Below are 23,747 nucleotides of genomic sequence, written 5' to 3' on the forward strand. Positions count from 1 at the left end.
GGGTCGGGTCGTGCTGACGCTGCGGAGTGTGACGGTACATCCCGCCCCCGTGTCAAACGGGAAAAGCCCGCAACGGCCACTCGAACGGTAACCCGACTACCGCCATTCCTGCCGCCCGGAGTGCGGACCAGCCCTTTGTGCGTTATGCGGAGGGTGATCCGCCAGTTACCGCGGGACTGCCCTGACCACGCCCCTGACCCGCGTCTTTGCGCCCCTCCTCACACCCGGGTGAAGCACCACATCGCCAGGATCAGCGCGGCCAGTCCGGCCAGGCTCGCACACGTCACCGATGCGACGGGGCTCACACCGAGCGCCACCGGGCGACGCTGCCGCGCCCGCGTCACGGTCCACAGCAGCAGGCCCGATCCGAACAGGGCGAACACCATCCCCGCGAAGACCGCCGGTCCACTCTCCATGCCTCTTCCTCCCACCCTCGGACCCTCAGGACCGGGAGGCTGGCACGCCCGCGAGACGTGCGTGCGAACCCCGGGTGAACGAGGGCGGACGGGACCTCGGGGCGAGGAGACGGACCCGGTGAGGAATGGGCGGGGACGGGCCGGGGACCGGGCGGGAGCGGCTGGGGCCGGGCGGGGCTACGGCGGGGTGGGGCCCCGGCGGGGTGGGGCCCCGGCGGGGTGGGCGGGGCTACGGCAGGGTGGGGGGGCCACGCCGGGGTGGGCGGTGCGGCGGGGTGGGCGGTGCGGGTGTCCGGTGCGGCTCAGCGCGCCGGCTCGATGAAGCCCTGTTCCACCAGCAGGCGGATCTGGGCGGGCGTGCGGTCGCGCAGCAGGACTGGGTCCTCGCCGACCAGCTGCGCGATGGCGTCCAGGATCCGCCCCGCGCTCAGCGTGCCGTCGCACACCCCCGCGAAGCCCGCGCCGACCGTGTCCACCTTGGTGGCCCGGCGCATCCCGCGGTTCTGCCGCAGCACCACGTGTTCCGGGTCCTCCGCGCCGGGCAGCCCGACCTGTTCCTGGACGACCTCACCGGCGAGCTTGAAGTGCCCGGCCAGCAGGGCCGCGTCGTCGTGCGCCCGGAGGTAGTCGACACGCTCGAAGTGGGCCCGCACCGCCTCCCCGAGCGGCTGTTCGACCGAGTGCGGCCACTCCTCCACCGTCACGGAGGGGACAGCCGCCCCGGTTCTGCGCAGGGTGACCCATCCGAAGCCGATCATTTTCACGCCGCGTGTCTCGAACTCGTCGAGCCAGGCGTCGTACCGCGCCTGGTACTCGGCGGGATCCGAGCGGTGGTCCCCCGCGTCCCGCAGCCACAACTCGGCGTACTGCGTGACGTCCTGGACCTCCCGCTGCACGATCCACGCGTCGCAGCCGTCCGGCACCCAGGAGCGCAGCCGGTCCTGCCACTCCTCGCCTTCCATGTGCTGCCAGTTGGCCAGAAACTGTGCGTACCCCCCTTCGTTCAGCCGCTCCCCCGCCTGCTGAACGAGCGTCCGGCACAGATCGTCCCCGGCCATCCCGCCGTCCCGGTAGGTGAGGCGCGCTCCCGGCGAGATCACGAAGGGCGGGTTGGAGACGATCAGGTCGTACGTCTCGTCGGCGACCGGCGCGAAGAGCGACCCCTCGCGCAGGTCCGCCGCCGGGGCACCGGAGAGCGCGAGGGTGAGCGCCGTGATGTGCAGCGCACGCGGGTTGGGGTCGGTCGCGGTCACCCGGGTGGCGTGCTGCGCGGCGTGCAGCGCCTGGATGCCGGAACCCGTCCCGAGGTCCAGCGCCGACCCCACCGGCGTACGCACCGTGATGCCGGCGAGCGTCATGGAGGCCCCGCCCACACCGAGGACGACGCCCTCCTCGCGGCTGCCGATCCCGCCGGCCCCGCCGACCGCGCAGCCCAGGTCCGAGACGATGAACCAGTCCTCGCCGCCGGGGCCGCCGTACGGCCGGACGTCCACCGTCGCGGCGACCTCGTCCTCGCCCACCCGGGTCAGCCAGCCGCTCTCCAGGCACTCCCGGACGGGCAGGACGTCCGCCACGCGCGCGTGGGGTGCGGGCTGCTGGAGCAGGAAGAGCCGTACGAGCGTCTCCAGCGCGGTGTCCCCGCGGGTGGCCCGGAGCGCCGGCACGGTCTCGCTGCGCGCCAGGGCCGCGTACGCGGGCGCACCGAGCAGATCGAGCAGTCCGTCGGCGGTGAACGAGGCGCCGAGCAGGGCGTCCCGCAGGCGCGCGGTGACGTCGGATGGGTCGGACGTGGGCAGGGAGGGCAGGCCGCTGGTACTCACCCGACCATTGTCTCCGCTCCCGCGACCCCCGCGCGTCCACCTGTGGACAACCCGCGCATCCGGACCCCGGCCTGTGGACAACCTCCGGCACCCTGTGGGCATCCGACCCGGACACGTCCACGTCCACGTCCATGCTCATGGCGGCGGACCATCCAGTGGCGAGTGCGCTCAGGAACGCCGGATACGCCCGGAGCCGGGGGACGGGGGACGGGGGTCGCGGGGCAGCCCTGAAGACACCGGGCCGGCACCCCGGTGAGCCGGACGCGCCGGGCACCCCAGGCACGCCGAACGGCCGGATACGCCGAAGGGCCGGATACGCGCGCGTACCGGGCCCTTCGCGGGAATCGTGGGGCGGCCGGGAGGCCGGCCGTCAGGTCAGGAGGTGTCCGGGTCAGGCCTTGGGCGCCGAGGACGCCGACTTGCAGCTCTCCTGCTTGGCCATCGCCTTGCCGACGTCGCCCTCCTCGAGCTTCTTGAGCGCGTCGTTGCCGCTCTGGCTCAGCTTGTCGAGCTGAGTGGCGATGCCCTTGAGGCCGTCCGCGAACTTCGCCTGGTCGTCGGTGTCGAGCTTGTCGACCTGCTTCTCCAGGTCTGCGTACGACGCGGAGATGCCCTTCAGCTCCTTGACGGCGTCGGTCTGCTTCTTCTCGCCGTCCTCGACATCGGGCGCCCCGGCCTTGTCCACGGCGTTGCCGATCGCCTTGTAGGCGTCCGACATGTCCTGGAACGCCTGTGCGTCGGTCTTCTGCACGTCCTTGGGCGTGCTGCTGTCCGAGGTCTCCTTCTGGATCGCGGCGTTGGCCGCCTCGATCTTCTTCGCCTGCGGCTTCACGGCGTCACAGACCTGCTTGGCCCAGGAGTTCAGCTTCTCGTCGTTGTCGTCGTCGCTGCTGCATCCCGACAGCGCCAGTACCAGTACCGCACCGCCGGACAGTGCGGCCGCGAGCTTCTTGTTCACCGGATTGGTCCCTTCCATGGCTCTCGGCCCCGGAACATACACGCCAAGTGGGCGACAACACCGTGTCGAACGACCGTTTAATCAGTTGTTGCGCCATTTGCACCACGCGAGATAAGGCTCACGAAGTTGAGGGCTTCACGCACGCGGCGGGCGGACGGAGCGTCAGTACGCTCCGTTCGCCCACCGGTTGCCCGATCTGACCGGTCGTGAGGTCAGAGGCTGTGCGACCGCCTAGGAAACCACCGCCGGATCAGCGGTCTTGGCGGTCCGCTCGACGGTGTCCTCCTCGCCCACGGCGATGCCACGCCGCTTGGAGACGTACACCGCTCCGATGATGACGAGCAGTGCGAGCGCCGCGATGAGGACGCGCATGCCCACGCTCTTGTCGTCGCCGTAGGAGAACTTGACGACCGCCGGCGCGATGAGCAGCGCCACCAGGTTCATCACCTTCAGCAGCGGGTTGATCGCGGGACCCGCGGTGTCCTTGAAGGGGTCGCCCACGGTGTCGCCGATCACCGTCGCGGCATGGGCCTCACTGCCCTTGCCGCCGTGGTGGCCGTCCTCGACGAGCTTCTTCGCGTTGTCCCATGCGCCACCGGAGTTGGCGAGGAAGACCGCCATCAGGGTGCCGGTGCCGATGGCACCCGCGAGGAACGACCCGAGCGCTCCGACGCCCAGGGTGAATCCGATGGCGATCGGCGTCAGCACGGCCAGCAGGCCGGGCGTGGCGAGTTCGCGCAGCGCGTCCTTGGTGCAGATGTCGACGACGCGCCCGTACTCGGGCTTCTCGCTGTAGTCCATGATCCCGGGGTGCTCGCGGAACTGCCGCCGCACCTCGTAGACCACGGCCCCGGCCGACCGGGAGACCGCGTTGATCGCCAGTCCCGAGAACAGGAAGACGACCGCGGCGCCCGCGATGAGCCCGACCAGGTTGTTGGGCTGCGAGATGTCCATCATCAGATTCAGCGGCGCGCCCTTGCCGGAGACCTTCTCGCCCACGTCGTCCGCCGCCGAGAAGATCGCGTCCCGGTACGAGCCGAAGAGGGCCGAGGCCGCGAGAACGGCCGTGGCGATGGCGATGCCCTTGGTGATGGCCTTCGTCGTGTTGCCCACGGCGTCCAGGTCGGTGAGCACCTGGGCACCGGCGCCCTCGACGTCGCCGGACATCTCCGCGATGCCCTGCGCGTTGTCGGAGACCGGGCCGAAGGTGTCCATCGCCACGATCACACCGACCGTGGTGAGCAGGCCGGTGCCGGCCAGGGCCACGGCGAACAGGGCCAGCATGATCGACGTGCCGCCGAGCAGGAAGGCCCCGTAGACGCCGAGACCGATCAGCAGGGCGGTGTAGACGGCCGATTCCAGACCGATCGAGATGCCGGCGAGGACGACGGTGGCCGCGCCGGTGAGCGAACTCTTGCCGATGTCCCGTACGGGGCGTCGGGTGGTCTCGGTGAAGTAGCCGGTCAGCTGCTGGATCAGTGCGGCCAGCACGATGCCGATGGCGACGGCGACGACCGCCAGGATCCGCGGATCACCGTCCTTGGCGGTGACCGCGGCGTCCGTGACTCCGTCGAGGTCGGCGTAGGTCGACGGCAGGTACAGGTACACCGCGGCCGCCACCAGCACCAGCGAGATCACCGCGGAGATGAAGAATCCGCGGTTGATGGCGCTCATTCCGCTGCGGTCCGCGCGCCGCGGGGCGACCGCGAAGATGCCGATCATCGCGGTCACGACACCGATCGCGGGCACGATCAGCGGGAAGGCGAGGCCGGCGTCGCCGAACGCCGCCTTGCCGAGGATCAGCGCGGCGACGAGGGTCACGGCGTACGACTCGAAGAGGTCGGCCGCCATGCCGGCGCAGTCGCCGACGTTGTCGCCCACGTTGTCGGCGATGGTCGCGGCGTTGCGCGGGTCGTCCTCCGGGATGCCCTGCTCGACCTTGCCGACCAGGTCGGCGCCGACGTCGGCGGCCTTGGTGAAGATGCCGCCGCCGACACGCATGAACATGGCGATCAGCGCGGCGCCGAGGCCGAAGCCTTCGAGCACCTTCGGCGCGTCGGCCGCGTAGACCAGCACCACACAGGAGGCGCCGAGCAGACCGAGCCCCACTGTGAACATGCCGACTACACCGCCGGTGCGAAAAGCGATCTTCATGGCTTTGTGCGAGACGGCGGTGAGGTCCCTTTCGGGCTCACCTTCCGCCGGAGTCGCTTCCCGTGCCGCGGCGGCCACGCGCACATTGCTCCGCACGGCCAGCCACATGCCGATGTATCCGGTGGCCGCCGAGAACACCGCGCCGATCAGGAAGAAGATCGATCGGCCGGCGCGCTGATTCCAGTCGTCCGCGGGCAGCAGCATGAGCAGGAAGAACACCACGGCGGCGAATACCGCGAGCGTGCGCATCTGCCGGCCCAGGTAGGCATTGGCGCCCTCCTGGATCGCCACCGCGATCTTCTTCATGCTGTCGGTGCCCTCGCCCGCCGCGAGCACCTGGCGCACCAGGACTCCGGCGACCACCAGGGCCGCCAGCGCGACGGCTCCGATGACCATCACGATGAGGCGGTTGTCGTCGGTCAGGACCGCGGCCGCGAGGGTTGTGGGGTGGTCAAACTGATGAGGGGTAGAAAGCCCCGCCATTCGTCCTCCTTGACGCTTGGGCTGAGCTCAAGATGTGGACGGATTCTAGGTACCGGAACCTGATCAAAACAGTGCGCGGTAAGCGAAATTCGCCTTCAGGGCCCTTCAGCGAATGATCCACGGAGATCCACGGAACCCAAAAGAGGTAATGCCCCAAAACCGTTGACCCGCGACCATGATCATGGAATTGATCTTTGGTTTGATCTTTTAACTGATCATTCAATTGCCGATCGGGCGGTCGTGAATTGATTCACGAAAGCACTGCGCCGGGGAAAACGGCGGGAAACCGGCGTGAGCGCGCACAAGAAAAGGGCCCTGCTGAGCAGGGCCCTTCACATGCAGTACGAGGGGGAACGATCAGGGGACGAGCCCGGCCGGCGGCGTGGTTGGCCAGCTCATCCTGATCAGTCCGCCGTGCTGTCCGGCGGTGACCTCCACGTCGTCGACGAGGCCGCTGATGACCGCTAGGCCCATCTCGTCCTCCTCGGCGTCCGTGTCGGGCTCACCGGCCCCGCGAGCGCCCGGCGTCTTGTCACCGGGAGCGGCGCGCGGCGCCTCGTCGCCGACCTCGATGGAGAACTGCTTCTCCTCCTCGATCAACGACACCCGCACCGGAGCCGCGATACCGCCGCTCTGGTGCAGTCCGACGGCACGGGTGCAGGCCTCGCCCACGGCGAGGCGCACCTCGTCGAGTACGGCCTCGTCCACTCCGGACCTGCGCGCCACCGCTGCCGCCACCAGTCGGGCGGTCCTGACATGCTCGGGCAGCGCACTGAAGCGGAGTTCAACGGTGGCCATGCATCCCCCTCAGAACTACGGGCGTGCTGTCAGGGGACCGGGCCGCCGAGGCCCGGTCCCCCGCATTGCTCCTCCGTCGTGGGCACGCGACTGCAGCCGTCCTTGGGCTCGCGTGCCCGGACGGCGTCAGTCGGTGGCCGCCACCGCTTCGTCGACCGAAGTGTGGATCGGGAACACCTTGGTGAGACCGGTGATGCGGAAGATCTTCAGAATGCGCTCCTGGTTGCAGACCAGACGGAGCGAGCCCTCATGGGCACGCACCCGCTTCAGGCCGCCAACCAGCACGCCGAGCCCGGTGGAGTCGAGGAAGTCCACGCCCTCCATGTCGACGACAAGATGAAAACTGCCGTCGTTCACCAGCTCGACCAGCTGCTCGCGCAGCTTGGGCGCGGTATATACATCGATTTCGCCACCGACCTCGACGACCGTACGATCGCCGACGGTACGGGTCGACAGGGACAGGTCCACGGATCCTCCAGCACCTTGCTATCGAGCGGTCGCCCCTCGGGACACCTCGGCGGAGCCCCCGGGACGGTACGCCAGCCGCGATGGCATTCAATCACTTACCGGCAGGCGTGCACGACGCCTTGAGCCCATTGTCCGTCATGCCAGTGACACACTCGGTGCCGATGGCCAAGAATCACCGACCCGATCGCCCCTCGTCGGACACCGCTTCCCGCCCGTCTCCGGACACGGTCCTCGAGCGGCTCGCCTCGGGGCCGAGCCGGGCTTCGCGCATCACTCATACGGAGCACTTGCCCCCGCGGGCGGGTCGCCATGCAGTCTGGCCCGACCGGATCCGGCCGGAGGTCATCGCCGCCCTGCGCGCGGTGGGCATCGAGGACCCCTGGGCCCACCAGGCGCTGGCCGCCGAACACGCCCTCGACGGCGACTCGGTCGTCGTCGCCACCGGAACCGCGTCCGGCAAGTCCCTGTCGTATCTCGTCCCCACCCTGTCGACACTGCTCGACGGCTCCGAGGCCCCGAACGGCCGTGGCGCGACCGCCCTCTACCTCGCGCCCACCAAGGCGCTCGCCGCCGACCAGTGCCGATCCGTGAAGGAACTTTCACGCCCCCTGGGCACCGCCGTACGGGCCGCCGTCTACGACGGCGACACGCCTGTCGAGGAACGCGAATGGGTGCGCCAGTACGCCAACTACGTCCTGACCAACCCCGACATGCTGCACCGCGGGATACTGCCCTCCCATCCCCGCTGGTCCTCCTTCCTGCGCGCCCTGCGCTTCGTCGTCGTCGACGAGTGCCACACCTACCGGGGCGTCTTCGGCTCGCACGTCGCCCAGGTACTGCGCCGGCTGCGCCGCCTGTGCGCCCGGTACGGCTCCTCCCCCGTCTTCCTGCTGGCCTCCGCGACCGCCGCGGAACCCTCGGCGGCCGCCGGGCGCCTGACCGGCCTGCCCGTGGTCGAGGTCGCCGACGACGCCTCTCCGCGCGGCGAGCTCGTCTTCGCCCTCTGGGAGCCCCCGCTCACCGAACTGCACGGCGAGAAGGGCGCCCCGGTACGCCGTACGGCGACCGCGGAGACCGCCGACCTCCTCACCGACCTGACCCTGCAGGGCGTGCGCTCGGTGGCCTTCGTACGGTCCCGGCGCGGCGCCGAACTGATCTCCGTGATCACCCAGGAGCGACTGGCCGAGATCGACCGCTCACTCGTGAAACGCGTGGCCGCCTACCGCGGGGGCTACCTCCCCGAGGAACGCCGTGCCCTCGAGCGCGCCCTCCACTCCGGAGAACTCCTCGGCCTCGCCGCCACCACCGCCCTCGAACTCGGCGTCGACGTCTCCGGCCTGGACGCGGTCCTGATCTCCGGCTACCCGGGCACCCGTGCCTCCCTGTGGCAGCAGGCCGGCCGCGCCGGACGGTCCGGACAGGGCGCCCTGGCGGTGATGATCGCCCGCGACGACCCGCTGGACACGTACCTCGTCCACCATCCCGAAGCCCTGTTCGACCAGCCGGTCGAGTCCACCGTCCTCGACCCGGACAACCCGTACGTCCTCGCCCCTCACCTGTGCGCGGCGGCCGCCGAAACCCCCCTCACCGAGGACGACTTCGCGCTCTTCGGCCCGACCTGCGCGGATCTCCTCCCCCAGCTGGAGGCCGCCAAGCTGCTGCGCCGCCGCACGGCGGCCTGGCACTGGACCCGCCGGGAGCGGGCCGCCGACCTCGCCGACATCCGAGGGGAGGGCGGCAGCCCAGTCCAGGTCGTCGAGGCGGCGACAGGGCGCCTCCTGGGCACGGTCGACGCGGGCGCCGCGCACACCGGCGTCCACGACGGGGCGGTCCACCTCCACCAGGGCCGCACCTACCTGGTGAAGCACCTGGACCTGGAGGACTCCGTCGCCCTGGTCGAAGAGGCCAACCCCCCGTATTCGACGGTCGCCCGTGACACCACGGCCATCTCCGTCCTGGAGACGGATGTCGAGCTCCCGTGGGGCGACGGCCGGCTCTGCTACGGCTCCGTCGAGGTCACCAACCAGGTCGTCTCCTTCCTCCGGCGCAGACTCATCACGGGTGAGGTACTGGGCGAGACGAAGCTCGACCTCCCTCCTCGCAGGCTCCGTACGCGTGCCGTGTGGTGGACGGTCACCGAGGACCAGCTGGACGCGGCCCGCATCACCCCGGAGATCCTCGGCGGTGCCCTGCACGCCGCCGAGCACGCCTCCATCGGCATGCTGCCGCTCTTCGCGACATGCGACCGGTGGGACATCGGAGGCGTCTCCGTCCCCCTCCATCCGGACACCCTCCTCCCCACGGTCTTCGTGTACGACGGTCACCCCGGCGGCGCGGGTTTCGCGGAGCGCGCCTTCCACACCGCGCGCGCATGGCTCACCGCCACCCGCCAGGCCATCGCCTCCTGCGAGTGCGACGCCGGATGCCCGTCCTGCATCCAGTCACCCAAGTGCGGCAACGGCAACGACCCTCTGCACAAACGCGGCGCCGTCCGACTGCTCACCGTGCTGCTGCGAGGGGCACCCGCGGCGCGGAAGGAGTAGCGAGTCACGGCGGCGGAGCGGGAGCCCGCAATTCTGTCCGGGTTGCTTGGGCCAACCGGGGGACCATGCCTCTCCGCATGCCGGGGCACCACCGGTCATGCCGGGACATCGGCTGCGGCCGGGACCGCTCATCACATCCCGGGTCTTCGGAACTCAGTCGCCGCCTCTGGGCCGATCGGGTCAACGGCGCCACTCGTCTCCCCCGGGCCGCTCCGGAGCGCCGACGGCCGCACCGGGGACGGGGCCGGTGCGACCGGACCCGCCGGTCCCGCCCTGGATCGCACCTCCACGGAGAACGGCCCCCTCCCCGACGCGGCCGTGACCTCCGAGACATCGCCCTCGATCGCACACCGCACCAGCCGGGCTCCCTGAGCCCGCGCCACGCGCTCCGCCGTGCCACAGGCCCTCCTCCCGCCGTCCATCCAGTGGTCAGCGGCGGCGAGCGCCGCCAGATCCGCCGCGCCGGCGGCACGGTGGCGGACCACCACGGCGTGTCCCATGGCCAGCACGGCACCGAAGACGGCGCACAGAACGGCGATCGCCCCCACGGTCCAAACCGTGGCCGACCCCCGGTCCTGCGACACCACTCGCCCACGTGACCAGCGCGACCAGCGCGACCAGCGCGACCAGCGCGACCAGCGCGACCAGCGCGACCAGCGCGACCAGCGCGACCAGCTGCCGAACGAGAGCACCCGCCGTCCGGATGTGGGCGATCGGCTGCCGGACATGGCCCCGCTCCCCTCCTCCATCACTCCGCCACCCCCACCGTCTCCTCCGCCAGTGCCACCGCTTCGTCGCTCAGCCGTAGCGGCAGGGTGTCCGGCCCCGGTGGGCCGGCTACGACCCTCACCCGGACCAGGTCGCCCTCCCGGCTCACCGTGACGCTCGCCCCGTCCGGCGCCGCCCGTCGGGCCACCGCGAGGACCGCCTGCGGTGGGTCCTGGCGCGCAGCCGCCCGGGCGCCCGCCCTGGCCGCGTCCACGCACTGGATCTGCGCGGCCGCGGCGAGCAGGGCCCACACGAGCGCCATCGCGAAAAGCACCAACGCAGGCAGCACCAACGCGGCCTCGGCCGTCACGAACCCGGCGTCCTGCCGGCACCCGTGAGAGACCCGCGAAGCCCGCGGAGACCCGACAGCCCGAGGAGGCCGAGGAGGCCGTCCAGACCGAGGGAACTGTGAAGCCCGCGCCCCTCTCTCGCCCGGACGCTCGCGCTCACGGTCACATCCGGACATTGAGCGCCCGCTCGACGATGCCCTGCAGTTCGGTGGTGACCTGCCCGCTCGTCACCACCTTGTAGAGCACGGCTGCGAACGCCACCGCCGCGACGACTCCCACGGCATATTCGGAGGTGACCATTCCGGCGTCCCTCCGTGTCCCCCGCGGCATCCGTTTCCCCCTCGGCCTCCACACCGCCCGCATGCGCCGGGCCAGAGCCCGCATCGGCACCCGCACCGACACTCGTACCGTCTTCTGCATCTCAAACCCCCGTAAGGTCCTGTCCTGTCCGGTCCCGTTCTGTCCATCACCCGGCCACCGGGCCACACGTCACTCGTTCACCGGCCGTCGGGTATCCCCGGTCACCCGCGGGCTCACCGCTGTCCGTCACTCGTCATCGGCCACCCCCTTCCAGCACCCCGCCCGCCAGCCCGATCACCACGGGAAGCACGCCGACCGCGATGAAGGCGGGCAGGAAACACAGCCCCACGGGCGCGGTCACCATGACGGCGGCCCTGCGGGCCTTCGCCGTCGCGGTGCGGCCCCACTCGGCGCGAGCCTCCGCGGCGAGCCGGGCGACGGGCCCGGCTGCCGGCAGGCCCGACTCGCCCGCCCTCTCCAGCAGCCGAGCAAGCGCCCCCGCACCCGGTATCGACGCCAATCCCCGCCACGCCTGCGCCGGTTCGCCGCCGAGCCGTACCTCCGCCGCACCCCGCGCCAAGCGCTCCCCGACCGGTCCGCCCAAGGCGCCGCCCACGGCCTGGGCCGCCACCACAGGGTCGGCACCCGCGGCGATGCAGGCGGCCACCAGATCGGCCGCGAGCGGGAGTTGACGTGTCGCGAGGGCGGCGTCGTACTCGTCGGCCGGTCTCCGCGCCCGCCGCCGGCTCCACCGCCAAGCGGCGAACCCCGCCGCCAGGCCCGCCGACAGTCCTGCGACGCCGCCGACCAGCACCCAGCCCGCGCACACGGCCGCCGCAACCGGCAGCCACCGCCGCACCGTGTCACCCGGCACGGCCCACCGCCGTGCGGGCGGCACCTCCAGGGCCATCAGCCTCGAAAGCCGTCCGCGCACCCCTCGCTCGCGCCGCGCCGCCGCCAGCGCCCGGACGAGCCAGCTCACGGCCAGAGCCGCGCACGCCGCCTCCCCCAGCCTGTGGACAACCACCGCACTCATACCGCTTCCGCTCCTCTCACGATGCGAAGGGCCCACCACAGCCCGAGGGCCTCCAGCACACCGCCGACCAGCAGACAGCCGAGGCCCGCGCCGCTGTGCAGCAGCACATGAAGCGGATCGGCACCCATCGCCGTCCCCAGCAGCAGCCCGAGCACCGGCAGGCCCGCGAGCATCACGGCGGTCGACCGTGAACCCGCCAACTGGGCCCGCAGATCCGCTCGCTGATCCCGTTCTGCTCGCAGCGCGCCCTCCAACCGGTCGAGGCCCGCCGCGAGACCGGCCCCGCGGTCCACGGCCACTCCCCAGCACGCCGCGAGCCCCAGCAACCCGTCGGCCCCCGGCTGCCGGGCCGCGTCGTCGAGCGCGCCCGGCACATCGCCACCGAAGCGCGCCGCCGCCAGCACGAGCGCCTGCGCGTCGCCGAGTCCTCCAGTGTCGCCCGCGGCGCGCAACAGCGCCTCGCCCGGCTGCCGGCCCGCTCGCACCTCCCCGGCCAGCGCCCCGCACAACGCGATCACCGCGTCACCGCGGCGCTCCTGCTCCCGGCGCGCCTCGCCCGTGCGCCGCACCCGCCTCAGCAACGGCACACCGGCCGCCCCCACGACGAGGGGAAGCACGGACGCGCCGAGCAGAGCGATCACCGCTCCGGCGACGAGCGCCCACCATTCGGGCCCCGTACGGGCCCGCACCCGCCGCAGCCCGGAGGACACCCGCTCCCATGACGGCGGCCCCGTGCCCAACGCCCCGCCGCCCGCGAAGAGCAGTCGCGCCCGGTGCGCCTGCGAGTCCCCGACACCCATCAGCCAGACGGCCGCTCCTCCACAGGCCACGACCGCGGCCACCGACATTCCGTCGCTCACGATCCCCTCCCCACTCCGCAGTCCGGCACCCAGCTCCGGGTCACAGCACTCCACTCCCTTCGATCCCCTTCCTCAGCAGCCCCCTCAGCCGCTGCCAGCCCCGCTCGTACGCGAACGCCTCCGCCCCCCACCGCAGCGCGGGCACGGTCACCACCAGCCCCGTCGCGTCCCGCTCCAGCACATGCACCTCGGCGATCCGCCGCCGTCCGGTACGGTCACGTACGAGGTGGAGGACCACTGACAGGGCGGCCGCCAGCTGACTGTGCAAAGCCGCCCGGTCGAGTCCCGCGGCCGTCCCCAGCGCCTCCAGGCGGGCGGGTACGTCGGCCGCGGCGTTGGCGTGGAGCGTCCCTGATCCACCCTCGTGACCTGTATTGAGAGCGGCCAGCAGGGACACGACCTCGGGTCCGCGCACCTCACCGACGACCAGGCGGTCGGGTCTCATGCGCAGGGCCTGCCGGACCAGATCCTGGAGCTCGACGAGCCCGGCGCCCTCCTGGTTCGCCGGCCGCCCTTCCAGGCGCACCACATGCGGGTGGTCGGGACGGAGCTCCGCCGAGTCCTCGGCCAGCACGATCCGCTCGCCAGGTCCGACCAGCCCGAGCAGGGCGCTCAGCAGCGTCGTCTTGCCGCTCCCCGTCCCCCCGCTGATCAGGAAGGACAGCCGGGCGTCCAGCAGTGCTCTGAGCACCCGGTCCCCGCCGGGCGGCACCGTCCCCGCAGCCACCAACTCGTCGAGCGTCAAGGCTCGCGGCCGTACGACCCGCAGGGACAGGCAGGTCGAGTTCACGGCGACGGGTGGCAGAACCGCGTGGAGTCGGGTGCCGTCGGGCAGCCTCGCGTCGACCCAGGGGCGGGCGTCGTCGAGGCGGCGGCCCGCCACGGCCGCGAGGCGTTGCGCGAGACGCCGCACGGCGGCCGTGTCAGGAAAGGAGACGTCCGTCAACTCCAGGCCACCGCCCCGGTCCACCCATACGCGGTCGGGTGCCGACACCAGGACATCGGTGACGGAGGGGTCGGCGAGCAAGGGTTCGAGAGGGCCGCTGCCCACGAGCTCGGACCGCAACTGGCGCGCGGCGCCCAGTACCTCGGCGTCCCCGAGCACGCGGCCCTGCTCGCGCAGCGCCTGGGCCACGCGGGCGGGTGTCGGTTCCGACCCGCTCTCGGCAAGCCACTGACGGACTCCGTCCAGCAGCCTCGCGTGCCCGTCCGAACCGGCACCACCCCCGTCTGTGCCCGCGCCCGCCCCTTGAGCGGGTCCCATGTCCGAACCCGAACCCGCGCTAGGACCAGGCCCCGTCCCTGCGCCCCAGAGTCCGTTCACGCGCCGGCCGCCTCGGCCAGAGCCTGGTTCCAGAACGCCGTGCAGAAGCGGGCCAGACGCCCCCGCGGGGCCGTCCCGGGCGGCGTGCCGGCATGCGAAGCGGTGGAGTCGGAGGGGACTTCGCCGACCAGCGGCAGTCCGAGCAACCGCCCGACCTCTCGGTCGTCCAGGCCCGGCGCGTAGGGCCCGCGTACCACGACCCGCAGGTCGCGCAGGACCATGCCGACCGCGGACGCCACCCGCCCGGCGGCCGCGATCGCGCGAAGCTCGCCGGGGACCACCAGCAGGCCGAGGTCCACTTGGGCGAGTGCCTCGGCGGCGCCCTCGTCGATCCGTCGCGGCAGGTCGACGACGACCGCGCCGCCGCGCCGCCTGGCCGCCGCGAGGACCGCTCGGACGGCCGGCGGGGGAACCGCCACCGAGTCTCCGCGGTCCCAGCTGAGCACGCGCAGGGCGTGCAGCTCAGGAAGGGACTCCTCCAGTGCGCTGCCGCCGACCCGTCCCCGGGAGGCGGCGAACGCCGGCCAGCGCAGTCCCTCCACGGTCTCACCGCCCAGAAGGACGTCGAGGCCGCCGCCCAGTGGATCCGCGTCCACCAGCAGGGTGCGCCGTCCTTCGCGCGCCGAGGTGACGGCAAGCGCGCAGGCCAGCGTGGACGCGCCCGCCCCGCCTCGGCCGCCGATCACACCGACGGTGATCGCGGGCCTGCCCACTCCCTCGGCCACGTCGGCGATGCGGTCGACCAGCCATTGTTCGCCATCCGGCAGCATCAGGACGTGATCCGCGCCGATCTCCACGGCCCGCCGCCAGACCCCCGGATCGTCCTGATCCCGCCCAACGAGCACCACTCCCCTCCGCCGCCCGGCGCCGCGCACCCGTCGCGCGGCGTCGTCCCCGACGAGGACGAGCGGTGCCGCCTCCCACCCTCCTCCGCGCTCGGGCACTCCGTGATGGACCTCGGGCCTCGCCCCCGCCGCGGCGCACAGGCGCAGCAGGTCGTCCAGGAGTTCCGGGTCCTCCGTGACGATCAACGGTCCGCCCTGCCGCCCTTCGGCGGCGGGTGTCGTGTCGCGTGTGATGGCTCCCGCCACGATGTCCGACCCCCTTCTTCGTTCGCCGCGCGGAGCCCTCCGGGGCTCCGCGATTCGCTTCCGTGTGAAGAACCGGCGCCCGGCCTCCATATGAAGGGCCGATAAGAACCGGCCATACGCCCCGACAAACCGAACCGGCCATGAACCGGCCAGGAGCGAAGCGCACTGGAATCACAGTGCGGCGAACCAGGAAATCGTGTGGATCTTGGTCAAAAACGGGGGACAACCCGATGGTTGTGGATATCGCCTTCACCTATCCAGGTGACATGGCCCCGTCTTCCACACAGCAGCCTCGCGACTACGTACAGTGACGAATCATGGATACGCGAGGGCTCCGGCACAGAGGGACACGGAGCAGCGCGGCGGATGCGCGAAAGAGGAGGAAACCCATCCGGACATGCGACGACCCCCGCCGGGGGGGAGAGCGGGGGTCGTCCCCACGGCCGACTCGGGGGGGAGGAGTCGGGCCGGGTTAGCACGGTCGCGAACGATCCGTGACTTCCATGGTGTACCCGAGAGCCTTCTCAGGCAAACCCACGCGCCCCACCTTACGCCGAATGGTGGGCGCCTATGCTCAGCCTTGTGGAAAACCACTCCTTGCCTCGCACAGCAGCCTTCTTTGACCTGGACAAGACGGTCATTGCGAAGTCGAGCACACTGACGTTCAGCAAGTCGTTCTACCAAGGCGGGCTGATCAACCGCCGGGCCGTCCTGCGCACCGCCTATACGCAGTTCGTGTTCCTGGCGGGCGGCGCCGACCACGACCAGATGGAGAGGATGCGGAAGTACCTCTCCTCACTCTGCCGCGGATGGAACGTGCAGCAGGTCAAGGAGATCGTCGCCGAGACACTGCACGACCTGATCGATCCGATCATCTACGACGAGGCCGCGTCCCTCATCGAGGAGCACCACGTCGCCGGACGCGACGTGGTGATCGTCTCGACGTCCGGGGCGGAGGTGGTCGAGCCGATCGGCGAGATGCTCGGCGCGGACCGCGTGGTGGCGACGCGCATGGTCGTGGGCGCGGACGGTTGCTTCACCGGTGAGGTGGAGTACTACGCGTACGGGCCGACCAAGGCCGAGGCCGTCAGGGAGCTGGCCCGGTCCGAGGGGTACGACCTGGCAGGCTGCTACGCCTACAGCGATTCGGCGACGGACGTCCCCATGCTGGAGGCCGTCGGCCATCCGCACGCCGTCAACCCTGACCGCACACTGCGGCGCGAGGCGGTCGCGCGGTCATGGCCGATCCTCGACTTCCATCGTCCGGTGCGGCTGAAGCAGCGGCTGCCGGCCCTCTCCGTACCGCCGCGCCCGGCGTTGCTGGCGGTCGCGGCGATAGGCGCCGCGGCAGCGACGGCCGGACTCGTCTGGTACGCGAGCCGACGTCGGGCGCCGGCCGTCTGACCATGAACACGGCCACGTCGGGGCACCCGCTCGCAGGCCCCGGCGTTGTCCGGCCGGGCCGCCGCCTTCAGCCGCGCCGGTGACTCCGAACCTCAATCAGCGCCCGATTCGCTCCTCTTTGAGCCTAAAAGTAAAGAACTGCGGCCGGGACTTCCGCTTGCTTCGCTCCTGGAGTACAAAGGGATTAACGGCCCGCGAGACCAAGGACATCCGAAAGGATTTACCTTAGAACGCAACCAACGGCCCCACGGACCGCGCATGGCCACCAGGCACCCACGCGACGTCGACCCGTCGATTACGGGCCAGCCGCACCAGGTGACGGGCAAGAGTTCCCGACCTGATGGGCAACATATCGAGGACGCATGGTAACCCGGTGAACATGCCAGCGGCGGTACGAGAACTCGTACCGCCGCAACCCTTGTTCGGGCCTGAGCGGCCTCTCGCGCGGGCATGCCCGGCTTCCTCTGCGGGCCCTTTTTCATACCGCCGCACGCCCCGTACGGACGCTTTTACGCCCTGCGTGACTCAGGCCGCTCCTCGCTGCAGCGCCTCGCACACCGCGGTCGACTCGCGCGCCCCCAGCCCGGCCGCCTTGCCGCAGTGGGCGATCCACGCCGCCATACCCTCGGGCGTACCCGAGACGTACCCCTCAAGAGCCGCCACGTAGGCGGCCCGGCCGAGTTCCGCGTGCCCGACCTCCGCCGGGCAGACGGACTTCGGGTCGAGTCCACTGCCGACCAGGACGATGCGCTCGGCCGCGCGCGCGACCAGGCCGTTGTGGGAGGCGAAGGGCCGCAGGGCGAGCAGCTCACCGTGCACCACGGCGGCCGTCACGAGAGCGGGCGCGGAACCACCCGCGATGATCAGCCTGGAGAGGCCGTCCAGTCGGCCCGCGACCTCGGCGGTGTCCGGTACCGGCAGTTCGACGAGCGGCTCATGGACCGGTTCCCCGGGCTGCCGGGGCCGCCCGACCTCGTCCGAGGCGTCCGCCGCCGCCACCAGGTGCAGCCGCGCCAGCACCCGGAGGGGCGACTGCCGCCAGATGGACAGGAGCTGGCCGGCCTCGGCGGTCAGCCTGAGCGCGCCGCCCACGGTGCGGGCCTCGTCGTCAGCACTGAAATCGGTGCGCCTGCGCACCTCTTCGAGCGACCAGTCGGCACCGGAGAGTGCCGCCGAGCCGCGCGCTCCGCGGAGCGCGGCCTCGGACGTGATCTCGTTGCTGCGGCGCCGCATGATCCGGTGCCCGTAGACCCGGTCCACCGCCTTGCGCACGGACTCCACGGACTCGGCGACGCCGGGCAGGGAAGCCAGGGCCGCAAGCGGGTCCCCCGAGCTCGGGGGAGGTTCGGCGGTCGCGCCTGTCGTACTCATGAGTGCGACATTACGCAACCGGGCGGCCCGCCCCACGAAGGAGTGGTCTTCTTCACGCGCATGAGCACCCTGCGCGTTCGTTCCACTACTCTTGGTGAACATGAAAATTGCTTTCGTAGGGAAGGGCGGCAGCGGCAAGACCACGTTGTCCTCGCTGTTCGTCCGCCATCTCGCGGCCACCGGGTCGCCGGTCGTCGCGGTGGACGCCGACATCAACCAGCACCTGGGAGCCGCACTCGGCCTCGAGGACGGGGAGGCCGCCGAGCTGCCCGCGATGGGCGCGCGACTGGCGCTGATCAAGGACTACTTGCGCGGTTCCAACCCACGGATCACGTCGAGCGAGACGATGATCAAGACCACTCCGCCGGGTGAGGGCTCGCGGCTGCTGCGGGTGTGCGAGAGCAACCCGGTGTACGAGGCGTGTGCCCGGCCGGTGGAACTCGACGGCGGCACCGTCCGTTTGATGGTTACCGGCCCCTTCACCGACGCCGACCTGGGGGTCGCCTGCTACCACTCCAAGACCGGAGCGGTGGAGCTGTGTCTGAACCACCTCGTCGACGGCCCCGGCGAATACGTGGTGGTCGACATGACGGCGGGCTCGGACTCCTTCGCCTCCGGCATGTTCACCCGCTTCGACATGACGTTCCTCGTCGCCGAGCCGACCCGGAAGGGGGTCTCCGTCTACCGCCAGTACAAGGAGTACGCCCGGGACTTCGGGGTCGTCCTGAAGGTCGTCGGCAACAAGGTGCAGGGCCAGGACGACATCGACTTCCTCCGCGCCGAAGTCGGTGACGAGCTGCTGGCCGGCGTCGGGCACTCGGACTGGGTGCGCGCCATGGAGAAGGGCCGCCCGCCCCGGTTCGAGCTGCTGGAGGAAGCCAACCATCGATGCCTGCGCACCCTGCGGACCGCCGCCGACGCCACGTACGAGCTGCGCGACTGGGATCGGTACACGCGCCAGATGGTGCACTTCCACCTGAAGAACGCCAGTTCCTGGGCCAATGCGAAGACCGGGGCCGACCTGGCCGCCCAGGTGGACCCCGGTTTCGTACTCGGTGAACGCCTGGTGGCAACGGCTTGACGGACTGGCACCGGGCCTGAGCGCCGCCACCCGGCCCAGGCCGGGTGGCTGTAGCCGACCTCAGGCCCGGAGGGCTGTACCGGCCCCGGACCTGAGGACCGGTGCCCGGCTACCGCTTGACGGCGGGGGCGCCGGGGACGCCCTTCGGGGCTGGGGCCGGGCGGCCCGAGAGGAAGGAGGCCCAGCCCTTCTTCGGCGCCTCGCCGACCTTCAGCTCGCGGAGCTTGTCGAGGGTCTCCGGGTCCTGTGCGTCGAGCCAGTCGGCGAGCTGCCGGAAGGAGACGCAGCGCACCTCGGCCTTGGTGCAGACCCGCTCGACGACCTCCTCGACGGCGCGCATGTACGTGCCGCCGTTCCAGGACTCGAAGTGGTTGCCGATGATCAGCGGGGCGCGGTTGCCCCGGTAGGCGCGCTCGAAGCCCTGGAGCAGGCCGTCGCGCATCTGGTCGCCCCAGTACTCGCGCTTGCCCGGGTCGCCCTGGGTCCTGGTCCCCGACTGATTGACCATGAAGTTGTAGTCCATGGTGAGCGTCTCGAAGCTGCGGCCCGGGACCGGGACGAGCTGCATCGACAGATCCCACAGCCCGTGCTTCTTCTCGGGCCAGACCTGGTTGTTGACGCCGCTGGTGTCGTAGCGGAAGCCGAGTTCGCGGGCGGCGCGCATGAAGTTCTTCTGCCCCTCGAGGCAGGGCGTGCGACCCCCGATGAGCTCCTTCTCGTAGTCGAAGGGCAGGGGTGCCGCGCCACTCAGGCCCGTGTTGGTCTTCCAGGACTCGACGAACGACTTGGCCTGGGCGATCTCGCTCTTCCACTCCTTGACCGACCACTCACCGACCCCGCCCCCGTTGCCGCAGAAGTGACCGTTGAAGTGCGTGCCGATCTCGTTGCCCTCCAGCCACGCGCCGCGCAGCTGCTCCACTGTGTCCTTGATTCCCTGCTCGTCGTTGAAGCCGATGTCCGAGCTGCCGGGTGAGTGCTCCGGCGGCCTGTACAGGTCGCGCTTCTCCTTCGGCAGCATGTACACACCGCTGAGGAAGTACGTCATCGTCGCCTTGTTCTCCCTGGCGACCCTGCGGAAGTGCGAGAACAGTCTCTGGCTGTCCTCTCCGGCACCGTCCCAGGAGAAGACCACGAACTGCGGGGGTTCCTGACCGGGCTTCAGCCGTGCCGGCTTCGGCAGACGCGGTTGCGCGCCGGTGTACGCCGTGGATCCGTCACCGATCAGGCGGACCGCGTTCTTCGGCGCCGGGGCGCCGGACGCCCTGGTCGTGCCGGGTGCGGCGTTCTCGGGTCCGGTGTCACTGACCGCGCAGCCGGCGAGGGCCGCCGCGCAGGTAGTGACGACCACCGCGCCCGCGGTGATCTTCTGGGGGGCAGCCATCTCGGCCCACCTTCTTCCTTCAGTCAGTCACCGCCAACAGGGGTGGTATCGGCCGGGTCGGAGAGCGCGTGCCGACAGCTCCGCAAAGGTGACACGGAGGGATTGAAGGAATAAGTACGACAAGCCGATAAAAAGAACGATTCACCCCACAGAGTGATTCACTGCCCCATTTGCCTCTAATATCCGCACTTAGCCTTTACTCTGCATTACGATCCATTTACCGAGAGTTGAAAAATCCCGCCGCTGCAAGCCGTGACCCACGGCCGCGACCCACCCCCCTTCCGCCTGGACGGGGACCACCTGTTCCGCGACCGCGCTGCCCCGGAGGAGACGGGAACATGTCTGCCTGCGTCCCCACCCGCGCCACCGACTCGAGTCGGAGCGAGCGCACACACCCGCCCCACAGCCCCCCACCGGCCCCGCCCCGCCGCTTCCGTGTCGCGGGCCCCGATCTGTCGGCTTCCCTCGCGGTCTTCCTGATCGCCCTGCCCTTGTCCCTGGGCATCGCCCTCGCCACCGGCGCCCCGCTTCAGGCCGGCCTCGTCGCCGCCGCGGTGGGGGGACTCGTCGCCGGACGCCTCGGCGGCTCACCGCTCCAGGTGAGCGGCCCCGCAGCGGGCCTGACGGTCGTCACCGCCGACCTCATCCACCGATACGGCTGGCGCACGACCTGTGCCATCACCGTCCTCGCCGGCCTCGCCCAACTGGGCCTCGGCTGCCTGCGTGTGGCCCGGACTGCGCTCGCCGTCAGCCCCGCGATCGTGCACGGCATGCTGGCCGGCATCGGTGTGACCATCGCCGTCGCCCAGGTGCACATCGTGCTCGGCGGCACACCCCAGAGCTCGGTGCTCGCCAACCTGCGGTCGCTGCCCGATCAGTTGGCGCAGGTGCGGGTGGCCGCGGTGTCGATGAGCGTGCTGACACTCATCCTTCTGCTGACCTGGCCACGGCTTCCCGGACGTCTGGGCCGCCTGCTGCGCACGGTCCCTCCGGCGCTCGTGGCCGTCGCAGGGGCCACCGCGACCGCCTCCCTCGCCGGGCTGACCCTCCCGCGGGTTGACCTGCCCTCCTGGAACAGCCACGCACTGGCCGGGATGCCCGAAGGCCCCGTGCTCGGAGTGGCCGCCGCCGTACTGACCACCACACTTGTGTGCAGCGTGCAGTCCCTTCTGGGTGCCGTCGCCGTGGACAAGCTGGTGGCCGGGCGGCCGGGACTGAGCACACGGGTGGGCTGCTCCGCCCTCGACCGGGAGCTACTCGGGCAGGGCACGGCCAATGTGGTCTCCGGCGCACTCGGCGGCCTGCCGGTCGCCGGGGTCGCGGTGAGAAGCGCGGCGAATGTGCGCGCCGGCGCCCTGAGCCGGAACTCCACGATGCTCCACGGCGTTTGGGTAGTAGTCGCCGCGCTGCTGATGGTCACCGCCCTGGAGCGGATCCCGCTCGCCGCTCTTGCCGCCCTGGTGATGGCCGTCGGCATCCAGATGGTGTCCCTGCACCACATCCGCACGGTCACCCGCCACCGCGAGGTGCTGGTGTACGTCGTCACCACGCTCGGTGTCGTGCTGTTCGGAGTTCTCGAGGGCGTGGCGCTGGGCGGCGCAGTCGCCGTCGCCGTCGCCCTGCACCGCCTCGCCCGCACCCGCATCACGCACGAGGAGAGAGAGGGAAGCCATTACGTACGTGTACGAGGGCAGTTGACGTTCCTCGCCGTGCCACGGCTCAGCCGCGCGCTGCACCTGATTCCGCAGGGGAGTGACGCCGTCGTCGAGCTGGACGGCTCGTTCATGGACCACGCGGCGTACGAGGCGCTGCACGACTGGCAGAACGCCCACCTCGCGCATGGGGGCACGGCCGAGCTGACCGGACGCACCGGTGCCAGCGTCACGGGCCCCACCCTGGGCTCGCACCCTCCGGAGGGGCCAGGGGAGACCGGCGCGGGACCGCACTGCCGCTGCAGACCCTGGACCCCGTGGCGCAACCACCACTGCGGGCGCCCGGGACCCGTACACCCGGACGGCCCGCCCTCGCCCGCGGACAGCCGGTCGGCGAAGCTCGACGAGCCGGCCGATGCCGCGCGACGGAGCCGGCCCGGTGCATCACACGGGTCCGACGAGCCCGGCGCGTCCAGCGGGACCGGTCGGCCCAGCAGACCCGGCAGATCCAACGGAAGGAAGGGGATCGGCGGGGTCAGTGGGGCCGGCGAGTCCAAAGGGTCCCCCGGATCCGATCGGTCCGGTGAACCGGGTGCACCGAACTCGCCGAGCGGGCGCGGCGCCGATCGGCTGGAGCGCGGCATCAGCGCCTTCCAGCGCAACACCGCTCCGCTGGTGCGGGACGAGCTCGCCCGGCTCGCGAAGGAAGGACAGCAGCCGGCACAGCTGTTCCTGACCTGCGCCGACTCCCGGCTCGTCACGTCGATGATCACTTCCAGTGGTCCGGGTGACCTCTTCGTCGTGCGGAACGTGGGCAATCTCGTACCGCTGCCCGGCGCGGAGAGCGGGGACGACTCGGTGGCCGCCGCGATCGAGTACGCGGTGGACGTGCTGAGCATCCGGTCCATCACGGTGTGCGGCCACTCCGGATGCGGGGCGATGCAGGCCCTGCTCAACACCGAGCCGGAGGCGGCGCAGACGCCGCTCAGGCGGTGGTTGCGGCACGGGTTGCCGAGCCTCGCACGGATGACCGCGCGGAACGGGGCCGGTGCGCGCCTCACCGGGCGCGAGGCCGCCGACGCGGCTGAGCAGCTCTGCCTGACCAACGTGGTGCAGCAGCTGGAGCACCTTCGGGCCCACGCATCCGTGGCACGAGCCCTCCGGGGCGGTGCGCTCGAGCTGCACGGGATGTACTTCCACGTGGGAGAGGCCCAGGCGTATCTGCTCGACGAGTCCGACGGGTCGAGCCTGTTCCGCCGCGTAGGACACGTCGGGCGCGCAGGACACGCCCGGCCCGTGGGGGCCGTGGGACGCGCGGGGAGCGCGGAGGACGGGGCGGCGGGCCTGCGGGCACCCGACGGTGCGCCGGCCCAGGAGGTGGCGAGCGAGGAGGAACTCGACCCGGCGTGAGCCCGCCCGACGCCGTCCGTTCATGTGCGCCAACCCACATGGACCTGGACCCACCCGGGCGTCCGCCCACACGCGCGTCGGCCCGCCGGGGCGGCACTCCCAGTGCCGCCCCGGCGCTCCCGCCCCGGCGCTCCCGCCC

The 23,747-nt window shown here is 71.3% G+C and carries 19 protein-coding genes; 4 read left to right on the forward strand and 15 right to left on the reverse strand.

From position 1 onward, the window contains the following. Window positions 1-218: 218 nt before the first annotated feature. From ACFY93_RS23390 to bldG, 6 genes are all read right to left on the reverse strand, one after another. Window positions 219-416, reverse strand: a complete 198-nt coding sequence (locus tag ACFY93_RS23390; RefSeq protein WP_391362243.1) for a hypothetical protein — start codon at window positions 414-416, stop codon at window positions 219-221. A 302-nt stretch (window positions 417-718) separates the two neighbouring features. After that, window positions 719-2,236 (reverse strand): methyltransferase, encoded by a 1,518-nt coding sequence (locus ACFY93_RS23395; protein WP_391362246.1) that lies wholly within the window; start codon window positions 2,234-2,236, stop codon window positions 719-721. Window positions 2,237-2,627: 391 nt separating this feature from the next. Further along, on the reverse strand, window positions 2,628-3,212 hold the full coding sequence (locus tag ACFY93_RS23400; RefSeq protein ID WP_391362248.1) for a small secreted protein: 585 nt from the start codon (window positions 3,210-3,212) through the stop codon (window positions 2,628-2,630). Window positions 3,213-3,425: 213 nt separating this feature from the next. Then, entirely contained in the window at window positions 3,426-5,831 is a 2,406-nt protein-coding gene (locus ACFY93_RS23405; RefSeq protein ID WP_391362251.1) for a sodium-translocating pyrophosphatase, read from the reverse strand. Window positions 5,832-6,188: 357 nt separating this feature from the next. Then, on the reverse strand, window positions 6,189-6,629 hold the full coding sequence (locus ACFY93_RS23410) for an ATP-binding protein (protein WP_391362254.1): 441 nt from the start codon (window positions 6,627-6,629) through the stop codon (window positions 6,189-6,191). A 126-nt stretch (window positions 6,630-6,755) separates the two neighbouring features. Further along, entirely contained in the window at window positions 6,756-7,097 is a 342-nt protein-coding gene (gene bldG, locus ACFY93_RS23415) for an anti-sigma factor antagonist BldG (protein ID WP_005475923.1), read from the reverse strand. 80 nt (window positions 7,098-7,177) lie between these two features. On the opposite strand from bldG, the gene ACFY93_RS23420 reads away from it, so the two are divergent. Then, a complete protein-coding gene (locus ACFY93_RS23420) occupies window positions 7,178-9,640 on the forward strand; it encodes a DEAD/DEAH box helicase (protein WP_391362257.1) in 2,463 nt (820 codons plus the stop codon). 131 nt (window positions 9,641-9,771) lie between these two features. On the opposite strand, the gene ACFY93_RS23425 is transcribed toward ACFY93_RS23420, so the two are convergent. The 7 genes from ACFY93_RS23425 to ssd form a co-directional block, all read right to left on the reverse strand. Continuing rightward, window positions 9,772-10,227: an Rv3654c family TadE-like protein gene (locus ACFY93_RS23425; protein WP_391362314.1), complete on the reverse strand. Its 456-nt coding sequence runs from the start codon at window positions 10,225-10,227 to the stop codon at window positions 9,772-9,774. A gap of 161 nt (window positions 10,228-10,388) precedes the next feature. Next, a complete protein-coding gene (locus ACFY93_RS23430; RefSeq protein WP_391362260.1) occupies window positions 10,389-10,718 on the reverse strand; it encodes a TadE family type IV pilus minor pilin in 330 nt (109 codons plus the stop codon). Between the two features lie 142 nt (window positions 10,719-10,860). Further along, complete coding sequence (locus ACFY93_RS23435) at window positions 10,861-11,061, reverse strand: DUF4244 domain-containing protein (RefSeq protein WP_391362317.1); 201 nt, start codon at window positions 11,059-11,061, stop codon at window positions 10,861-10,863. A gap of 190 nt (window positions 11,062-11,251) precedes the next feature. Beyond that, window positions 11,252-12,034, reverse strand: a complete 783-nt coding sequence (locus tag ACFY93_RS23440; protein ID WP_391362263.1) for a type II secretion system F family protein — start codon at window positions 12,032-12,034, stop codon at window positions 11,252-11,254. After that, complete coding sequence (locus ACFY93_RS23445) at window positions 12,031-12,882, reverse strand: type II secretion system F family protein (protein ID WP_391362319.1); 852 nt, start codon at window positions 12,880-12,882, stop codon at window positions 12,031-12,033. The genes ACFY93_RS23440 and ACFY93_RS23445 overlap by 4 nt, the downstream gene beginning before the upstream one ends. Window positions 12,883-12,934: 52 nt before the next feature. After that, window positions 12,935-14,158 (reverse strand): TadA family conjugal transfer-associated ATPase, encoded by a 1,224-nt coding sequence (locus ACFY93_RS23450; RefSeq protein WP_391362266.1) that lies wholly within the window; start codon window positions 14,156-14,158, stop codon window positions 12,935-12,937. 56 nt (window positions 14,159-14,214) lie between these two features. Further along, a complete protein-coding gene (gene ssd / locus ACFY93_RS23455; RefSeq protein ID WP_391362270.1) occupies window positions 14,215-15,309 on the reverse strand; it encodes a septum site-determining protein Ssd in 1,095 nt (364 codons plus the stop codon). A gap of 570 nt (window positions 15,310-15,879) precedes the next feature. On the opposite strand from ssd, the gene ACFY93_RS23460 reads away from it, so the two are divergent. Beyond that, the gene (locus ACFY93_RS23460; protein ID WP_391362273.1) at window positions 15,880-16,713 is read left to right on the forward strand and encodes an HAD-IB family hydrolase; all 834 of its coding nucleotides are present in this window, start codon (window positions 15,880-15,882) and stop codon (window positions 16,711-16,713) included. A gap of 525 nt (window positions 16,714-17,238) precedes the next feature. Here ACFY93_RS23460 and ACFY93_RS23465 read toward each other — a convergent pair. Then, window positions 17,239-18,084 (reverse strand): oxidoreductase, encoded by an 846-nt coding sequence (locus ACFY93_RS23465; RefSeq protein WP_391362275.1) that lies wholly within the window; start codon window positions 18,082-18,084, stop codon window positions 17,239-17,241. Between the two features lie 100 nt (window positions 18,085-18,184). Here ACFY93_RS23465 and ACFY93_RS23470 point away from each other — a divergent pair, with 100 nt between their 5' ends. Further along, window positions 18,185-19,165, forward strand: a complete 981-nt coding sequence (locus ACFY93_RS23470) for an ATP-binding protein (protein WP_391362277.1) — start codon at window positions 18,185-18,187, stop codon at window positions 19,163-19,165. A gap of 109 nt (window positions 19,166-19,274) precedes the next feature. Here ACFY93_RS23470 and ACFY93_RS23475 read toward each other — a convergent pair whose 3' ends face one another. After that, complete coding sequence (locus tag ACFY93_RS23475) at window positions 19,275-20,546, reverse strand: hypothetical protein (RefSeq protein ID WP_391362280.1); 1,272 nt, start codon at window positions 20,544-20,546, stop codon at window positions 19,275-19,277. Window positions 20,547-20,884: 338 nt separating this feature from the next. Here ACFY93_RS23475 and ACFY93_RS23480 point away from each other — a divergent pair, with 338 nt between their 5' ends. Beyond that, window positions 20,885-23,608 (forward strand): SulP family inorganic anion transporter, encoded by a 2,724-nt coding sequence (locus tag ACFY93_RS23480; protein ID WP_391362283.1) that lies wholly within the window; start codon window positions 20,885-20,887, stop codon window positions 23,606-23,608. Window positions 23,609-23,747: the final 139 nt, after the last annotated feature.

It is taken from the genome of Streptomyces sp. NPDC008313 (assembly GCF_042956125.1).
In the GTDB taxonomy this organism is placed as follows: Bacteria; Actinomycetota; Actinomycetes; order Streptomycetales; family Streptomycetaceae; genus Streptomyces.

Excerpts from the sequence above, each read along its gene's own strand:
- ACFY93_RS23435 (WP_391362317.1), bottom strand. The coding sequence starts at position 11,061 with ATGCGGGCGGTGTGGAGGCCGAGGGGGAAACGGATGCCGCGGGGGACA.
- ACFY93_RS23420 (WP_391362257.1), top strand. The coding sequence starts at position 7,178 with ATGGCATTCAATCACTTACCGGCAGGCGTGCACGACGCCTTGAGCCCA.
- ACFY93_RS23410 (WP_391362254.1), bottom strand. The coding sequence starts at position 6,629 with ATGGCCACCGTTGAACTCCGCTTCAGTGCGCTGCCCGAGCATGTCAGG.
- ACFY93_RS23480 (WP_391362283.1), top strand. The coding sequence starts at position 20,885 with ATGTCTGCCTGCGTCCCCACCCGCGCCACCGACTCGAGTCGGAGCGAG.
- ACFY93_RS23400 (WP_391362248.1), bottom strand. The coding sequence starts at position 3,212 with ATGGAAGGGACCAATCCGGTGAACAAGAAGCTCGCGGCCGCACTGTCC.
- ACFY93_RS23470 (WP_391362277.1), top strand. The coding sequence starts at position 18,185 with ATGAAAATTGCTTTCGTAGGGAAGGGCGGCAGCGGCAAGACCACGTTG.
- ACFY93_RS23445 (WP_391362319.1), bottom strand. The coding sequence starts at position 12,882 with ATGTCGGTGGCCGCGGTCGTGGCCTGTGGAGGAGCGGCCGTCTGGCTG.
- ACFY93_RS23405 (WP_391362251.1), bottom strand. The coding sequence starts at position 5,831 with ATGGCGGGGCTTTCTACCCCTCATCAGTTTGACCACCCCACAACCCTC.
- ACFY93_RS23460 (WP_391362273.1), top strand. The coding sequence starts at position 15,880 with ATGCTCAGCCTTGTGGAAAACCACTCCTTGCCTCGCACAGCAGCCTTC.
- ACFY93_RS23440 (WP_391362263.1), bottom strand. The coding sequence starts at position 12,034 with ATGAGTGCGGTGGTTGTCCACAGGCTGGGGGAGGCGGCGTGCGCGGCT.
- ACFY93_RS23475 (WP_391362280.1), bottom strand. The coding sequence starts at position 20,546 with ATGGCTGCCCCCCAGAAGATCACCGCGGGCGCGGTGGTCGTCACTACC.
- ACFY93_RS23390 (WP_391362243.1), bottom strand. The coding sequence starts at position 416 with ATGGAGAGTGGACCGGCGGTCTTCGCGGGGATGGTGTTCGCCCTGTTC.
- ACFY93_RS23450 (WP_391362266.1), bottom strand. The coding sequence starts at position 14,158 with ATGGGACCCGCTCAAGGGGCGGGCGCGGGCACAGACGGGGGTGGTGCC.
- ACFY93_RS23465 (WP_391362275.1), bottom strand. The coding sequence starts at position 18,084 with ATGAGTACGACAGGCGCGACCGCCGAACCTCCCCCGAGCTCGGGGGAC.